This window comes from Streptomyces sp. NPDC002276 (genome assembly GCF_053891435.1).
Genome location: NZ_JBSFCQ010000002.1, coordinates 149903 through 164478, shown reverse-complemented (window position 1 = coordinate 164478; position 14576 = coordinate 149903). Strand labels below are relative to the sequence as shown.

Genomic DNA, 14576 nt, shown 5'->3' with positions numbered 1-14576 from the left:
CGTCCCCCCTCCCTTCCTGCTCCAGCCCCAGTTCCTGCTCCTGCTCCTGCTCCTGCTCCAAGCGGAGTCCTCGTCGACGGCTCCCCCGGCCGCGCTCACCCGCTCACCTCGCGGCAGGCCCGGTAGAAGTCCTTCCAGCCGTCGCGCTCCCGGACGACCGCCTCCAGGTACTCCTGCCAGATGACCCGGTCAGCCGCCGGGTCGCGGACGACGGCGCCGAGGATGCCCGCAGCGACATCGCTCGGCCGCAGCAGCCCGTCGCCGAAGTGGGCTGCCAGGGCGAGTCCGTTGGTGACGACGGAGATCGCCTCGGCAGTCGACAGCGTGCCGCTGGGCGACTTCAGCTTGGTCCGCCCGTCCGTCGTGATCCCGTCGCGCAACTCTCGGAAGACGGTGACCACCCGGCGGATCTCGTCGACCCCTTCTGGCACCGCCGGCAGGTCGAGCGAGCGGCCGATCTGGTCGACGCGGCGGGCGACGATGTCGACCTCGGCGTCCGCGCTCTCCGGCAACGGCAGCACCACCGTGTTGAAACGGCGGCGCAGGGCGCTGGAGAGGTCGTTGACGCCGCGGTCGCGGTCGTTCGCCGTGGCGATCAGGTTGAAGCCGCGGACGGCCTGCACCTCCCCGCCCAACTCCGGTATGGGCAGCGTCTTCTCCGACAGGATCGTGATCAGCGAGTCCTGTACGTCGGCGGGGATCCGGGTCAGCTCCTCGACCCGCGCCGTCATCCCCTCCGCCATGGCCCGCATGACGGGGCTGGGCACCAGGGCGTCACGGCTCGGGCCGTTGGCGAGGAGCTGCGCGTAGTTCCAGCCGTAGCGGATCGCCTCCTCCGGGGTGCCCGCCGTGCCCTGCACGAGCAGCGTCGAGTCGCCGCTGACAGCGGCGGCCAGATGCTCGGACACCCAGGTCTTGGCGGTGCCGGGCACGCCGAGCAGGAGCAGGGCGCGGTCGGTGGCGAGTGTGGTGACGGCGACCTCGACGATGCGGCGCGGGCCGACGTACTTCGGTGTGATCACCGTGCCGTCCGGCAGGATGCCGCCGAGGAGGTAGGTGGCGACCGCCCACGGCGACATCTTCCAGCGGACCGGGCGCGGCCGGTCGTCCTGTGCGGCGAGCGCGGCGAGTTCGTCGGCGAAGGCGTCCTCGGCGTGCGGACGCAGTGCCTCCGACGGCTCGGCCGTCTGCTTCTCACTCGCCTGCGCGTTGATGGGTTCTGCGGACACAGTCATGGCTGAGGCCCCCTCCAGCTCGGCCGGTTCGGATCTGGTGTCCACCGTGCACCACGCCACTGACAACGCGATCTGACCTGCGGAAACACGCTGGCGGAGCCATCCATCGAACCGCTCGCGGCCCGATTGTCAGTGCCGGGATCTACCTTCGATGTCATGACTCAGCAGGGGGTGCGCTGGACGGCTGATCAGGTGCTGGCACTGGCGCCTGACGCAGCGTCACGCAAAGCGGGAAGCAAGCTCGGGGCGGCGGGGCCGTGGTCCGAGACCGGCAGTTCTGACGAGGGGACGGTGTGGGGGCTGTGCAAGGGCAGCGGCAGCAAGCCGTATCAGACGGTCGTCGACATCGCGGACGCCGCGGGGCCGGCGTACAAGTGCAGTTGTCCGAGCCGCAAGTTCCCGTGCAAGCACGCGCTGGGACTGCTGCTGTTGTGGGCGGGCGAGGACGACTCGGTGTCGGCGGGGCAGGCGCCGGACTGGGCCGAGCAGTGGCTGGCTGGGCGGCGGAAGCGGACGGAGGAGAAACGGGCGGCGGACGCGTCCGGTTCCCCGGCCGCCGCTGATCCGGAGGCGGCGCGGCGCAGGGCGGAGCGCCGGGCCGAGCGGATCACCGCGGGCGCGGGCGAGTTGGAGCAGCGGCTGACGGACCTGCTGCGCACCGGGCTGGCCTCGGCGGAGCAGGCGGGGTACGGGCTGTGGGAGGAGACCGCAGCCCGCATGGTCGACGCGCAGGCCCCCGGACTGGCCGCGCGGGCAAGGGAGTTGGGGGCGATACCGTCCTCGGGACCCGGCTGGCCGGTGCGGCTGCTGGAGGAGTGCGCGCTGCTCCATCTCCTCGACCAGGCCTGGCTGCGCCGCGAGTTGCTGCCTGACGGTCTGGCGGCGACGGTCCGTTCGCGTATCGGCCTGCCTGGAGCGGCGGACGGCCCGCCGTTGCGCGACAGTTGGCTGGTCCTGGCCCAGTACGACACGGCGGACGCGAAGCTGACGACGCGTCGGATATGGCTGCACGGCACGGCGTCGGACCGCACGAGCCTGCTCCTCTCGTACGGCGCGGCGGGCCGTACCCCGGAACTCGCGCTGCCGGTCGGGCTGGCCCTGGAGGCGGAGGTGTCCGCGTTCCCCGGTGCCGGGCAGCTCCGGGCGGCCCTGGGCGAGCAGTTCGCGCCGCCCGGTCCGACGACGGCACGGCCGCGAGGTGTGACGACGGAACAGGCCGCCGTCCGCTATGGGAAGGCGTTGCGGGACGACCCGTGGCTGGACGCGGTCCCGGTGACCCTGGACCGGGTCGTACCGACCCCGGACGGCGACTCCTGGCAACTGGCGGACGCCGACACGGAGTTGGCGCTCCCGCTCACTTCCACCGCCCGTTCCCGGCCCGGCCTGTGGCGGCTCGTCGCGCTCTCCGGCGGCGCCCCGGTCAAGGTCTTCGGCGAGCTGGGCCACCGGGGCTTCACCCCGCTGACGGCCTGGCCGGAGACAGCGAGAGAGCCGGTGTCCCTGTGTTGACCGCATCCACCAACTCGCCGGTGTCGATGTGCTGAGCACACCCACCGACTCGACGGAAAGGCACCGCATGAACAGCAGCAGCACCTCCGCCGCGGGCGACTGGGAGGAACTCGTCACCACGGCGCTGCTCGGCACGGACCGCCGTACGCCTCCCTGGTGTGCGCCGGGCCAGGACGCGACCGTGGCGCTGCTGGACGCGGCGGCCGTGGAGACCGTACGACGGCGGGCGGGGCTCCGTCCGGCGCGGGCGGCCGAACGGCCGGAGCCGGCCGTGCCCGACACGCGTCCGGCGCTGCCCGTGGCGGCGGCCCGCAGACTGGTGATGCTCCTGACCGACCGTCCCGGTGCGGGCGGTGGAGGACGCCGGGGCAGCTCGCCCGATCTCATGGAATTGCTGCCCCAGTGGCTCGCGACGGCCAACGCGCGTGGTTTCGGCGCGCCCGCCCAGGTGCTGCCCGCGCTGCTGGACGCGGCCCGGGGGCGTACGGATCTGCGGCCGACGGCGCTGGAGTTCGCGGGCCCGCGCGCGCTGTGGCTGGCCCGGCTGAACCCGGACTGGCGGTTCGCGCTGCGCGCCACACCGGGCGGCGGCACGGCCCTGCCGGACCTCGACGACCCGGGCCAGGTCCAACAGCTGTGGCAGGAGGGGCTGTTCGCCGAGCGGGTCGCCCTGCTCGCGGCGATACGCGCACAACGGCCCACGGTTGGACGGGAGTTGCTCGTCACCACATGGGCGACGGAGCGGGCGGAGGACCGGCTGATGTTCCTCGACTCGCTGCGGACGGGGCTCACGGCCGAGGACGAACCCTTCCTGGAGCTGGCGTTGTCCGACCGGAGCCGCAATGTACGGGCCACGGCGGCGGAGTTGCTGTCGGCGCTCCCGGAGTCGGCGCTCGCCGCGCGGATGGCGGTCCGGGCCACGGCCTGTGTGGCGGTCGACCGGACGAGCGGGGAACCCGGCCTGGTCGTGGAGGCGCCGCACGAGTGCGATCCGGGCATGGAGCGGGACGGTGTGATCGCCAAGGCTCCGGCCGGACGCGGTGAACGGTCGTGGTGGCTGGGCCAGTTGGTGGAGGCGACACCGCTCGGGACCTGGGAGCGGCGACTGGGCGGCCGGACGCCCCGGGAGATCGTGGCGCTCGCGGTGGCGGACGACTGGCGGGGCGAGCTGCACGCCGCGTGGTGCCGGGCGGCCGTACGGCAGCGGAACGCGGAGTGGTCCCGGGCGTTGCTCGGGTCGCCGTCGGCACCCGAGGCGGGCGGGCCGGGGGCGGTGTCGCTGGCCGAGCGGGCGAAGCTGCTGAGCACGCTGGGCGGGGGCGAACGGGCCGAGTGGGTGGCCGGGTTCATCGCGGCGCAGGGGCTGTCCGAGGCGTTTCAGCTGCTCGGGGTGTGTGCGGTGCCGTGGGCCGCGCCGCTGGGGCGGGCGGTGGTGGACGCGCTCAACATCGCGCGGGACGCGGGGAGTTATCCATGGAGTTTCAGTGGGGTGATGGGGCTGGCCGAGCGGTGTCTCGATCCGGCCGAGGCGGGGCGGCTCGACGGGTTGCTGGCGGTGCCGGACGAGTCGGAGGACGCGGCACCGGGAGCGGGGGGCTACTGGGCGGAGGCGTTTCAGCGGTTGGTGACGACGTTGCGGTTGCGGGGCACGATGGCGGCGGAGTTGGAGGCGCCGTAGGCAGGATGATCACCGGCGGCGCGAAGTGAGGCCCCGGCCTTACGCCCCGGCCGGTTGGCGCACGTTCTCCCGGACCCAGTCGACGATGGACTGCGTGGTCGCCCCGGGGGTGAAGATCTCGGCGACGCCCTTCTCCTTGAGGGGGGCGATGTCCGCCTCGGGGATGATCCCGCCGCCGAACACGAGGATGTCCTCCGCCTCGCGCTGCTTCAGCAGGTCGATCACCGCGGCGAAGAGCGTGTTGTGGGCGCCGGAGAGGATGGAGAGGCCGATCGCGTCGGCGTCCTCCTGGATCGCGGTGTCGACGATCTGCTCGGGGGTCTGGTGGAGACCGGTGTAGATGACCTCCATGCCGGCGTCGCGCAGCGCCCGCGCGATCACCTTGGCCCCGCGGTCGTGGCCGTCGAGCCCCGGCTTGGCCACCACCACGCGGATCGGACCGGCTGCCACACCCATCACTGCCTCCATGAAGCGACTGCGTTCATCCCTACCGACGGGTACCGCGGCACCCGCTCCGGCGCGGGAAGTGAACGAACGTTATCTCCAGCATCCCGCAACCGGCAGTTTCGCGGTGGATACCGAGGGGGAAATCACACGATGGGACACGTTCACCGCGCAGCGTTCCAGCGGGAACAAGCGCAACGGGAGCCGCAACGAGGTCGCCGCACCACCGCGCCGCAGGCCGCGCGCCGTGGTGGTGCGGCGCATCGGCGCAGGCACGAAGGGCACGCAGGGCAGGTGCGCCACGCCCGCCCACGCGTACCCCTCGCGCTCCGTCGGTGGTCCTCGCGGTGGCCTCCCACGAGGGCACACGGGGGACGGAGCTGTCGATCCGTGTGCCGACAGGAGGTCGGCCATGAAGGTCACCAGGGCGGTGCAGCCCCTTCTCCCCCTCTGTCAGCGCCTTCTGCCCAGCAGGCTGGCGGGGCTCTCCATGACCCTCCTGAAAGCGACGGCCCTGGAGATCGCGATCCTCGCGGGCCACCTTCTCCTCTATCCGTCCGGTATCACCCAGGAACGCAGGCTGCCGCTTCCTCCGGCCCCCTCCCCGGAGGACGCGGCACCACTGCCGACCGAGGCGAAACCCCCGGTGGTGCTGTTGCACGGGTTCATCGACAATCGCTCGGTGTTCGTGCTGCTGCGCCGGGCCCTGGCCCAGCACGGCCGCCGGCCGGTCGAATCCCTCAACTACTCGCCGCTGACCTGCGACATCCGTACCGCGGCCGAGCTGCTCGGCCGGCACATCGAGGAGATCTGCGAGCGCACGGGCAGTGAGCGGGTGGACATCGTCGGGCACAGTCTGGGCGGGCTGATCGCGCGCTATTACGTGCAGCGGCTCGGCGGTGACCTGCGGGTCCGCACGCTGGTGACGCTCGGGACCCCGCACTCCGGCACCGCCGTGGTCCCGCTGGCCAACGCCCATCCGATCGTCCGCCAGATGCGGCCCGGCTCGGCGGTGATCGAGGAACTGAGCCTGCCCGCCCCCGGCTGCCGTACGCACTTCGTCAGTTTCTGGAGCGACCTCGACCACCTGATGGAGCCGCTGGAGACCGCCCGTATCGACCATCCGGACCTGATCGCGGAGAACGTGCAGGTCAGCGGTATCGGCCATCTCGCGCTCCCCGTTCACCCGGCCGTCGCGGCGGGCATCCGCCAGGCTCTCGACACGCCACGGACGCAGGCGCCCGCCGCCACTCGCCGGGGCGGCCTGACGGTGGCCTGACCCACGAGGCCGACCATCACCGCGGCCGGCACGAGAGCGAGCCCCGCCCGGCCGTGCTCCTCGAAGCGTCCGCACAGGGCGCCGACAGCGGCTGAACAGCCTCCAGCCTCGAACGTCATTCGAACGCAAGGCCAAACCCGTGCCCGCCGTCCCCCGAAACACGGCCGAATGCCCGTTTCCGGCGGACGCGAAACCTGAGGAAGATTGTCGGGCCCGCGTACTGCCGGGTACAGTCGCCGCACTGCTCTGCCAGCCCCTGTTGTCGAGGCGAAAGAGAAGTTGGTGAACGACCGTCACCCGTCGGGGATCGTGACCACCCCGGCTCCGGCTTCCGATGCCACCTCGGCGCAGTACGCGTCGTACGGCGGGCAGGACGCCCAGTACGGCGACTTCACCACGTACGGCGACCACTCCGCCACGGGTTTTCACCCGGGCGCGGACAGCGGCCAGGCCACTGCGAGCTTCGCCACCGACCCCCTCTTCGGCGACATGACGGGCCACAGCCACGACACCGGCTCGACCGCCACCGGCACCTACGACGCCTCGGCCTGGTCCACGGGTGGTCAACACACCCTGAACTACGACCCGTACGCGGCCCAGCACCACGCCGCCTACCACGACACGGGCGCCTACGAGACCACCGCCTGGTCGGCCGACTACCAGCAGCTGTCCGCCATCCCGCCGCAGGCCACCGGCCCCGACATCAGCGGACAGTGGGATGCCAACGCCTGGCTCCAGCCGGACCAGTCGGCCCATTCCGCCGCCCCCGCCGACCGGACCCAGCAGTGGGAATGGGGCACGCAGGCCTTCGACACCGGCGCCTACGACGCGACGCAGTGGAACGCCGACGGCAGCCCCGCCGACGCGACCACCACCTTCGAGCAGGCGTCGTACGACATGACGCACGAGGGCACGTACGACGGGACACCCGGGGACTCGTACGACGAACCCGCCCCGGAAGACGGCGAGTTGACCGCGACCGGTGAGATGCCCGCGCTCGACGAGGCCGAGCCGGACCGGGACGGATCCGAGGCACTGCCCGAACTCCTCGAAGACCAGGAGGAGTTCACTCCGGCTCCGGCGACCGCCTCGCGGGCCGCGGGTCGCAACGGGAGCCGTTCCCGGCGCCGTACGCCTCCGAAGCGGTCCGCGCTGATGACGATCGCCGTGCCGTCCGCGTGTGTGATGGGGGTGGCGGGGATCGCCGCCGCGTCCGTCGGCACCCTGACCGGCGGCAGCGACACGACGGCGTCCGCGTCCGACGCGACCACGGTGAAGCCGTCCGTCGCGAACAACAAGCTCGACGCGCAGATCAAGAGCCTCTCGGCCGGTGCCGACGACTTCGCCGACCGGGCCAGCCGTACGCAGGACCGCATCGACCTCAAGGCCCAGCAGGAGGCCGAGAAGAAGAAGGCGGCGGCGGAGGCGGCCCGCAAGGAGCGGCAGCGCCCCAAGTACGTGCTGCCGGTGACGCAGCGGGGCCTCAGCGCCTACTTCGGCCAGGCCGGCGTCAACTGGATGTCCGTGCACACGGGCATCGACTTCCCCGTCTCGTACGGCACGACGGTGATGGCCGCGACCGACGGCGTCGTCAGCACGAAGTGGAACAGCGCCTACGGCAACATGCTGATCCTCACGGAGAAGGACGGCACGCAGACCTGGTACTGCCACCTCTCCACCTACCGCGTCGCCTCCGGTACGACGGTGAAGGCCGGCGACCCGATCGCGTACTCCGGGAACTCCGGCAACTCGACCGGCCCGCACCTGCACTTCGAGGTGCGTCCGGCGGGCGGCGCGGCGATCGACCCGCTCCCGTGGCTTCGCAGCCACGGGCTCGACCCGACGTAACTCCCGGTCCCCCTACAGCTTTTCCACCGGCGCGTACCGCAGCAGCAGGCGCTTCGGCTTGGCCTCTCCGAAGTCGACCGTCGCCTCCGCGTTCGCCCCCGTGCCGTTCACGCCGACGACCGTGCCGAGGCCGAACTGGTCGTGCGTGACCCGGTCGCCGACCGCCAGGGACACGACCGGCTTCTCCGAGGCCCTGCGCGTGGCGAAGCCCGAAGCGCCCGACGCCGACGAGCGCGAGCGGGTCGAGGACAGCGAGGCCGTGATGCCCGAGGCCGGACCCGTGGACGGCGGAGCCGCCATGGCGCCGGTCCGCTTCCACTCCACGTGTGCCGCCGGGATCTCCTCCAGGAAGCGGGAGGGCGGGTTGTACGACGGCTGTCCCCAGGCGCTGCGCAGCGACGAGCGGGTGAGGTAGAGGCGTTCCCGCGCGCGGGTGATGCCGACGTAGGCGAGGCGCCGTTCCTCCTCCAGTTCCTTGGCCTGGCCGAGGGCGCGCATGTGCGGGAAGACGCCGTCCTCCATGCCGGTGAGGAAGACGACCGGGAACTCAAGTCCCTTGGCTGTGTGCAGGGTCATGAGGGTGATGACTCCGGAGCCGTCCTCGTCCTCGTCGGGGATCTGGTCCGAGTCGGCGACCAGCGCCACCCGCTCCAGGAAGGCGGCGAGCCCGACGGGCGTCTCGCTCTCACCGTCCCCCGCACTGTTCTCCTGCTCGAACTCCAGGGCCACGGCGGCGAGTTCCTGGAGGTTCTCGATACGGGTCTCGTCCTGCGGGTCGGTGGAGGCCTGCAACTCGGCGAGATAGCCGGTGCGTTCGAGGATGGCCTCCAGGACCGTCGCCGGTCCGGCGCCGGACTCGACGATCGTACGGAGGTCCTCCATCAGCGTGTTGAACTTCTTGACCGCGTTCGTCGACCGCGCGGCCATGCCGTAGGCCTCGTCGACGCGCTTCAACGCCTGCGGGAAGCTGATCTTCTCGCGCTGCGAGAGGGCGTCGATCATCGCCTCGGCGCGCTCGCCGATGCCGCGCTTGGGGACGTTGAGGATGCGGCGCAGCGGGACCGTGTCCTCCGGGTTGGCCAGGACGCGCAGGTAGGCCAGGACGTCCCGGACCTCCTTGCGCTCGTAGAAGCGGACCCCGCCGACGACCTTGTAGGGCAGGCCGACGCGGATGAAGATCTCCTCGAAGACACGGGACTGGGCGTTCGTCCGGTAGAAGACGGCGACATCGCCCGCCTTGGCGTCGCCCGCGTCGGTGAGACGGTCTATCTCCTCGGCGACGAACTGCGCCTCGTCGTGCTCGGTGTCGGCGACATAGCCGGTGATCTGCGCGCCCGCACCGGCGTTGGTCCACAGGTTCTTGGGGCGGCGGGACTCGTTGCGCTCGATGACCGCGTTGGCGGCGGAGAGGATCGTCTGTGTGGAGCGGTAGTTCTGCTCCAGGAGGATCGTCGTCGCGTTCGGGTAGTCCTCCTCGAACTGGAGGATGTTGCGGATCGTCGCCCCTCGGAAGGCGTAGATCGACTGGTCGGCGTCGCCCACGACGCACAACTCGGCGGGCGGCAGGTCGTGTTCGCCCGGCGGTACGTCCTCGTCGTGCGCACCGGTGCCGACGAGTTCCCGTACGAGCGCGTACTGCGCGTGGTTGGTGTCCTGGTACTCGTCGACCATGACGTGCCGGAAGCGGCGGCGGTAGTGCTCGGCGACGTCCGGGAAGGCGCGGAGCAGGTTGACCGTCGTCATGATCAGGTCGTCGAAGTCGAGGGCGTTGGCCTCGCGCAGCCGCGACTGGTACATGGCGTAGGCCTGGGCGAGGGTCTTCTCGAAGCCGTCGGTGGCGCGGGCGGCGAAGTCCTCCTCATCGACCAGTTCGTTCTTCAGGTTGGAGATCTGGGCGCTGAACGACTTGGGCGGGTAGCGCTTCGGGTCGAGGTCCAGGTCGCGGCAGACCAGGGCCATGAGGCGCTTGGAGTCGGCGGCGTCGTAGATCGAGAAGGAGGAGGTGAAGCCGAGCTTCTTGGACTCGCGGCGCAGGATGCGCACGCACGCGCTGTGGAAGGTCATCACCCACATCGCGTTGGCGCGCGGGCCGACGAGCTGCTCGACGCGCTCCTTCATCTCGCCCGCGGCCTTGTTGGTGAAGGTGATCGCGAGGATCTGCCCCGGGTGCACATGGCGCTCGCCGAGGAGATGGGCGATGCGGTGGGTGAGCACACGGGTCTTGCCGGAGCCCGCGCCGGCCACGATGAGCAGCGGGGTGCCGGAGTGGACGACGGCCGCGCGCTGGTTCTCGTTCAGCCCGTCCAGGAGGGCTGCCGGGTCCACCGCCGGGCGCGGGGCGCCGTCCCGGTAGTAGGCGTCTCTGCTCGCGGGCACGTCGAACTTCCCGCCGAACAGGTCGTCCGGAACCGGCTCCGGTCCGTGCTCGTCCTCGGGCGGTGGCGGGGGCTCTTCATCGTGGGCCCGAGGGGCCTTGAGATCCGCCAGGAAGCTGTCGTCAAAGAGGCTGCTCATCGCCCTCCGAGTTTAGGGCGCCCCACTGACAACCGGCCGCCACCCCGAGAACTCGGGGAAATTCACGGTCCAGAACCGGTCGACAACGGTCAGCGACGGCCAGACGCACACATGACCGAGGTCACTCAAACGTATCGGGCATATCAGTCATCGACCTTCACACAAGCCACACAAGTTGGTTAGCGTGCGATCAAGCTCCCCGGCCCCACCGACTTCGGAAGGAGTCGCCCCCTTGGCGTCGTCGCACCGCAAGCCGCGTTCCGCGGGCTCGCGCATCGCAGGCATATGGACCCCCGCCGACGACGGCGGCGACCGGAGCCCCGGAGAGGTCGAGCAGAAGATCGACGACCTCTACCGCCGGGCGGATTCGGCGACCGAGAGGCGCAGCGCGCCCAAGCGGACGCAGAAGTTCAACTCCGTGCGGGAGAAGCCGAGTTCGTTCACCGCCACCCCGCACGACCACTACGACCAGGCCCAGTTGATGAGCCGGTTGGCCGCCCGCCGGAAGAACGCGGCCGCCGCACCCCTCACGGAGCGGTCCACGACGACGGGAAAGCCTCAGGAGGCGGCCGTGAGCCGCCAGGCCCCCGACGAGACGCGGAGCGACCCGAGGACGGCCAAGGCCGCCGTCCAGAAGCAGCTCTCCACCGCACGCGCGCTGTTGTCCCGGTCGGCCGCGCGGCAGCAGCGCCGAGAGGCGGCAGCGGCCCTCGCGCGACAGGCCGTCGCCTTCGCCCGCGCCCAGGTCGGCAAACCGTACGTCGTGGGAGCCGCGGGCCCCGGCTCGTACGACTGCTCGGGCCTCACCCAGGCCGCCTGGAAGGCCGCCGGAGTCGCCCTCCCGCGCGCGACCACCTCCCAGGCGAACGCGGGCCCGACCGTCTCCCTGGACGACGCGCAACCCGGCGATCTGCTCTTCTTCCACGACGACGTCAGCCACGTCGGCGTCTACGTGGGCGACGGCATGATGATCCACGCCCCGCAGCCCGGCGCCTACGTCCGCGAGGAATCGATCCACTACGGGGACGCGTCGAGCATCCACAGCGTGGTGCGGCCGGCCTGAGCGAAGTCCGGGAGTGTTTTTGACGGCCACGCGCGCGTGCGGCTGTTCGCGTGCGGCTGTTTATGACGGCCACGCGCGCGTGCAGGTGTTTTGAGGTCCACGCGCGCGTGGCCCCCTGTCGGCACCGGGGCGGCTCCCTAGCATCGGAACCATGTCCGGTACCGGTATCTCCCGCTTCCGCGCCTGGTGGGCGCAGCGTCCGCCGGCGGCCGGGGCCGTCGTCATGGCGACCGGCATCGTCTCGGTCGGCCTGCATCTCACCGGGTACGAGGTGCTGTCCCGTATCGCCTTCGCGCTGGCCTGCGCCTTCTGGCTGGGGCTGGCCGCGGAGTTCGCCGTACGGCTGCTGCGGGACCGGCCGAGGTGGCTCACGGAGGCGGGCACGCCGGGTGCGCTGACCGCCGTCGCCGCGACCGCCGTACTCGGAACGCGTTTCTCCATCGCGGGCTGGCAGACCGTGGCCGAGGCACTGCTCGCGCTGGCGGCGGTGCTGTGGCCGGGGCTGCTCGTGCGGGTCCTGGGGAACTGGCATGGCCGGATGCCCGGGACGGTGTTCCTCGGCTGTGTGGCCACGCAGTCGCTGGCCCTGCTGGGGGCCACGATCGCGGCGGCCGAATCGGTGGCCTGGCTCGCGCACACGGCGCTGGTGCTGTTCTGGTTCGGGCTGGTCCTCTACGGGTTCGCGCTGGCCCGTTTCGAGTGGCGACAGGTGGTCATCGGGGCCGGTGACCACTGGATCGTGGGCGGTGCGCTGGCCATCTCGGCGCTGGCCGGGTCGAAGCTGATCGCCGCCGACAGCGCCCGCCTGTACCTGTGGAACTCCGACGACCGGGGCGTCCTGCGGGCCGTGACCGTGGCGCTGCTGGTGCTCGATGTGGCCTGGTGCGTGGTTCTGCTGACCGCCGAGATCGTCTGGCCCAGACTTCGCTACGACGTGCGCCGCTGGTCCACGGTGTTCCCGCTCGGGATGACCGCGGCGACCACGCTCTCCGTAGGCAGCGCCGTGGACGTCCCGTGGCTCAGGACGCCAGGTCAGGTGGTGCTGTGGATCGCGGTGGTGGCCTGGCTGGTGGTGGCCGCGGGGACGGTCCGGTTCTTTCGCGCCGGTACGTCCGGGGTCACGTCCACAGGACCGCGATGAAGATGTTGACCATGGTGAGGCCGCCCACCAGCGCGAACTGGTTCTTGTCGACCGTCTCCTCGTCCCGCTTCACGTAGACGAGCCCGAGGATCACGACCAGCAGCGCGAGCTTGATGCCGATCTTGATGTTGTTGACGTGCTGATCGTCGGCCTGGTTGAGGCCGACCAGGATCGCGCCGGTGACCAGCATGGTCAGCGCGCCGTGCAGCATGCCGGGGACGAAGCGGGCCGTGCCCTGGCCCATCGCCTTCATCTGGGTGAGGAAACCGCCGAGCAGCGCGGCGATGCCGATGATGTGCAGGCCGACGAAGAGATGGATGAGTACGTCCATGGTCCCGGAGCCTATGCAGGGGCTCGGGGCCGACCGACACCGGGCTGCCCTGCCACTCACATGACCTTGCATATATGCGGCCCGTAGCACCGTGTCACCGCCCGCCGCGCCGAAACCGCCGCATCGGTCAGCGCGCCGCGTGAAGGCGGTGGCCCCGGGCCGGAATCACAGTCACTTGACGTCAAAATGCGATCACCTCACATCATTTCCGTACATGCGTTACCGGGCCGTCATCTCCAGGTTTAGCGTCCTCCACCAGGTGACCGGCTCCCCACCGCCGCCCGGACCAGGGGCGGCCGTCGGCCACCACCGCCGAGAAGGTCCGGCGGCGGCCCGCTCCCCCTGTGCGGGCCGTCGCCGGACGCGCAAACCGCCCGCTCCCCCGGCGGTCGTACGAAAGGACGTGCAGTCCAGGTGGCAGCGCACCGCAAGCCCCGACAGCGCTCGCTCAGCGGCCATACGGCCCGCACCGCCGCCACGATCGCCCTCGCAGGCGCGGCGACGGCGACCGGCTTCGACGGGACCTCGCACGCCGAACCACAGCTGACACCGACGCAGGTCAAGGCCAAGGTGGACAAGCTGTACCAGGAGGCGGAGGTGGCCACCGAGAAGTACGACGGCGCGAAGGAGAAGGCGGACGCGGCCGAGAAGCGGCTGAACACCCTGCGGGACGAGGCGGCGCGCAAGACGCAGAAACTCAACTCGGCACGGGACGCGCTCGGTTACGTGGCCGCCGCCCAGTACCGCAGCGGCGGCATCGACCCCGCGGTGCAGCTCATGCTCTCGGACGACCCCGAACAGTATCTGGACGGCGCCGAGTTCGCCGACCGTGCGGGCCACCGGCAGACGGCGGCCGTCGCTCTCGTACGCCAACAGCTGCGGGAGATCGAGCAGTTGCGCGGCGCGGCGCACATCGAGCTGACCTCGCTGAAGTCGCGGCAGGCGGAACTGGGCAGGCAGAAGAAGACCATCAACGGCAAGCTGGACCAGGCGCGTCGGCTGCTGTCCGCACTGCCGCCGCAGCAGCGGACCCGGGTCGAGCAGACCGCGGGCACCTCGGGGCGCGCGTCACGGTCGGCGACCACGGCACGGGACGGGCTGCACGCGCCCGGCTCCTCCGCCGCCACGGCCGACGCCCCCAACTCCCGTGCGGCGGCGGCCGTTTCCTACGCCTACCAGAAGCTCGGCAGCCCCTACGTGTGGGGCGCGACCGGCCCCAACGCCTTCGACTGCTCGGGCCTCGTCCAGGCGGCCTACAACTCCGCAGGAGTCTCGCTGCCCCGCACGACCTACGCCCAGATCAACGCCGGCCAGCGGGTCTCCCGGGACGAACTGCGCCCCGGCGACTTGGTGTTCTTCTACTCGGGCATCAGCCACGTCGGCATCTACGTCGGCGACGGCCAGATGATCCACGCCCCGAACCCGACCGCTCCGGTGCGGCTGGCACCGATCGACCAGATGCCGTTCGCGGGGGCGACGCGGGTGGTGTGACGCCCCACCGATCCCGGCCCCGCCCGACGCTCCCCCAGGTGAA

General features: G+C 71.3%; 11 protein-coding genes. 7 read left to right on the top strand and 4 right to left on the bottom strand.

The genetic code is table 11. The annotated features are described in order from the left end of the window. Positions 1-95: 95 nt before the first annotated feature. The gene (locus tag ACWIHT_RS05835; protein ID WP_456164838.1) at positions 96-1235 is read right to left on the bottom strand and encodes an ATP-binding protein; all 1140 of its coding nucleotides are present in this window, start codon (positions 1233-1235) and stop codon (positions 96-98) included. 156 nt (positions 1236-1391) lie between these two features. Here ACWIHT_RS05835 and ACWIHT_RS05830 point away from each other — a divergent pair, with 156 nt between their 5' ends. Together ACWIHT_RS05830 and ACWIHT_RS05825 are read left to right on the top strand one after the other, a co-directional pair. After that, positions 1392-2744, top strand: coding sequence for an SWIM zinc finger family protein (locus ACWIHT_RS05830; protein WP_456164836.1), 1353 nt, complete (start codon positions 1392-1394; stop codon positions 2742-2744). A gap of 67 nt (positions 2745-2811) precedes the next feature. Beyond that, positions 2812-4422, top strand: a complete 1611-nt coding sequence (locus tag ACWIHT_RS05825; protein ID WP_456164834.1) for a DUF5691 domain-containing protein — start codon at positions 2812-2814, stop codon at positions 4420-4422. 39 nt (positions 4423-4461) lie between these two features. Here ACWIHT_RS05825 and ACWIHT_RS05820 read toward each other — a convergent pair whose 3' ends face one another. Then, positions 4462-4878 carry a cobalamin B12-binding domain-containing protein gene (locus ACWIHT_RS05820; RefSeq protein ID WP_019066802.1) on the bottom strand — a complete coding sequence of 139 codons (417 nt, stop codon included), beginning with the start codon at positions 4876-4878 and terminating at the stop codon, positions 4462-4464. A 400-nt stretch (positions 4879-5278) separates the two neighbouring features. Between ACWIHT_RS05820 and ACWIHT_RS05815 the strand changes: the two genes are divergently transcribed. Further along, on the top strand, positions 5279-6145 hold the full coding sequence (locus tag ACWIHT_RS05815; protein WP_456164831.1) for an esterase/lipase family protein: 867 nt from the start codon (positions 5279-5281) through the stop codon (positions 6143-6145). A 282-nt stretch (positions 6146-6427) separates the two neighbouring features. Further along, positions 6428-7993 (top strand): peptidoglycan DD-metalloendopeptidase family protein, encoded by a 1566-nt coding sequence (locus ACWIHT_RS05810; protein WP_456164829.1) that lies wholly within the window; start codon positions 6428-6430, stop codon positions 7991-7993. 12 nt (positions 7994-8005) lie between these two features. On the opposite strand, the gene pcrA is transcribed toward ACWIHT_RS05810, so the two are convergent. Next, complete coding sequence (gene pcrA / locus ACWIHT_RS05805) at positions 8006-10507, bottom strand: DNA helicase PcrA (RefSeq protein ID WP_456164827.1); 2502 nt, start codon at positions 10505-10507, stop codon at positions 8006-8008. 232 nt (positions 10508-10739) lie between these two features. On the opposite strand from pcrA, the gene ACWIHT_RS05800 reads away from it, so the two are divergent. Both ACWIHT_RS05800 and ACWIHT_RS05795 read left to right on the top strand, forming a co-directional pair. Further along, a complete protein-coding gene (locus tag ACWIHT_RS05800) occupies positions 10740-11570 on the top strand; it encodes a C40 family peptidase (protein ID WP_456164825.1) in 831 nt (276 codons plus the stop codon). A gap of 151 nt (positions 11571-11721) precedes the next feature. After that, positions 11722-12711, top strand: coding sequence for a tellurite resistance/C4-dicarboxylate transporter family protein (locus ACWIHT_RS05795; protein ID WP_456164823.1), 990 nt, complete (start codon positions 11722-11724; stop codon positions 12709-12711). On the opposite strand, the gene ACWIHT_RS05790 is transcribed toward ACWIHT_RS05795, so the two are convergent. Further along, complete coding sequence (locus ACWIHT_RS05790) at positions 12689-13042, bottom strand: hypothetical protein (RefSeq protein ID WP_019066795.1); 354 nt, start codon at positions 13040-13042, stop codon at positions 12689-12691. The two genes, ACWIHT_RS05795 and ACWIHT_RS05790, sit on opposite strands and share 23 nt — an antisense overlap. A 414-nt stretch (positions 13043-13456) precedes the next feature. Between ACWIHT_RS05790 and ACWIHT_RS05785 the strand changes: the two genes are divergently transcribed. Beyond that, a complete protein-coding gene (locus ACWIHT_RS05785; RefSeq protein WP_456164821.1) occupies positions 13457-14533 on the top strand; it encodes an NlpC/P60 family protein in 1077 nt (358 codons plus the stop codon). Positions 14534-14576: the final 43 nt, after the last annotated feature.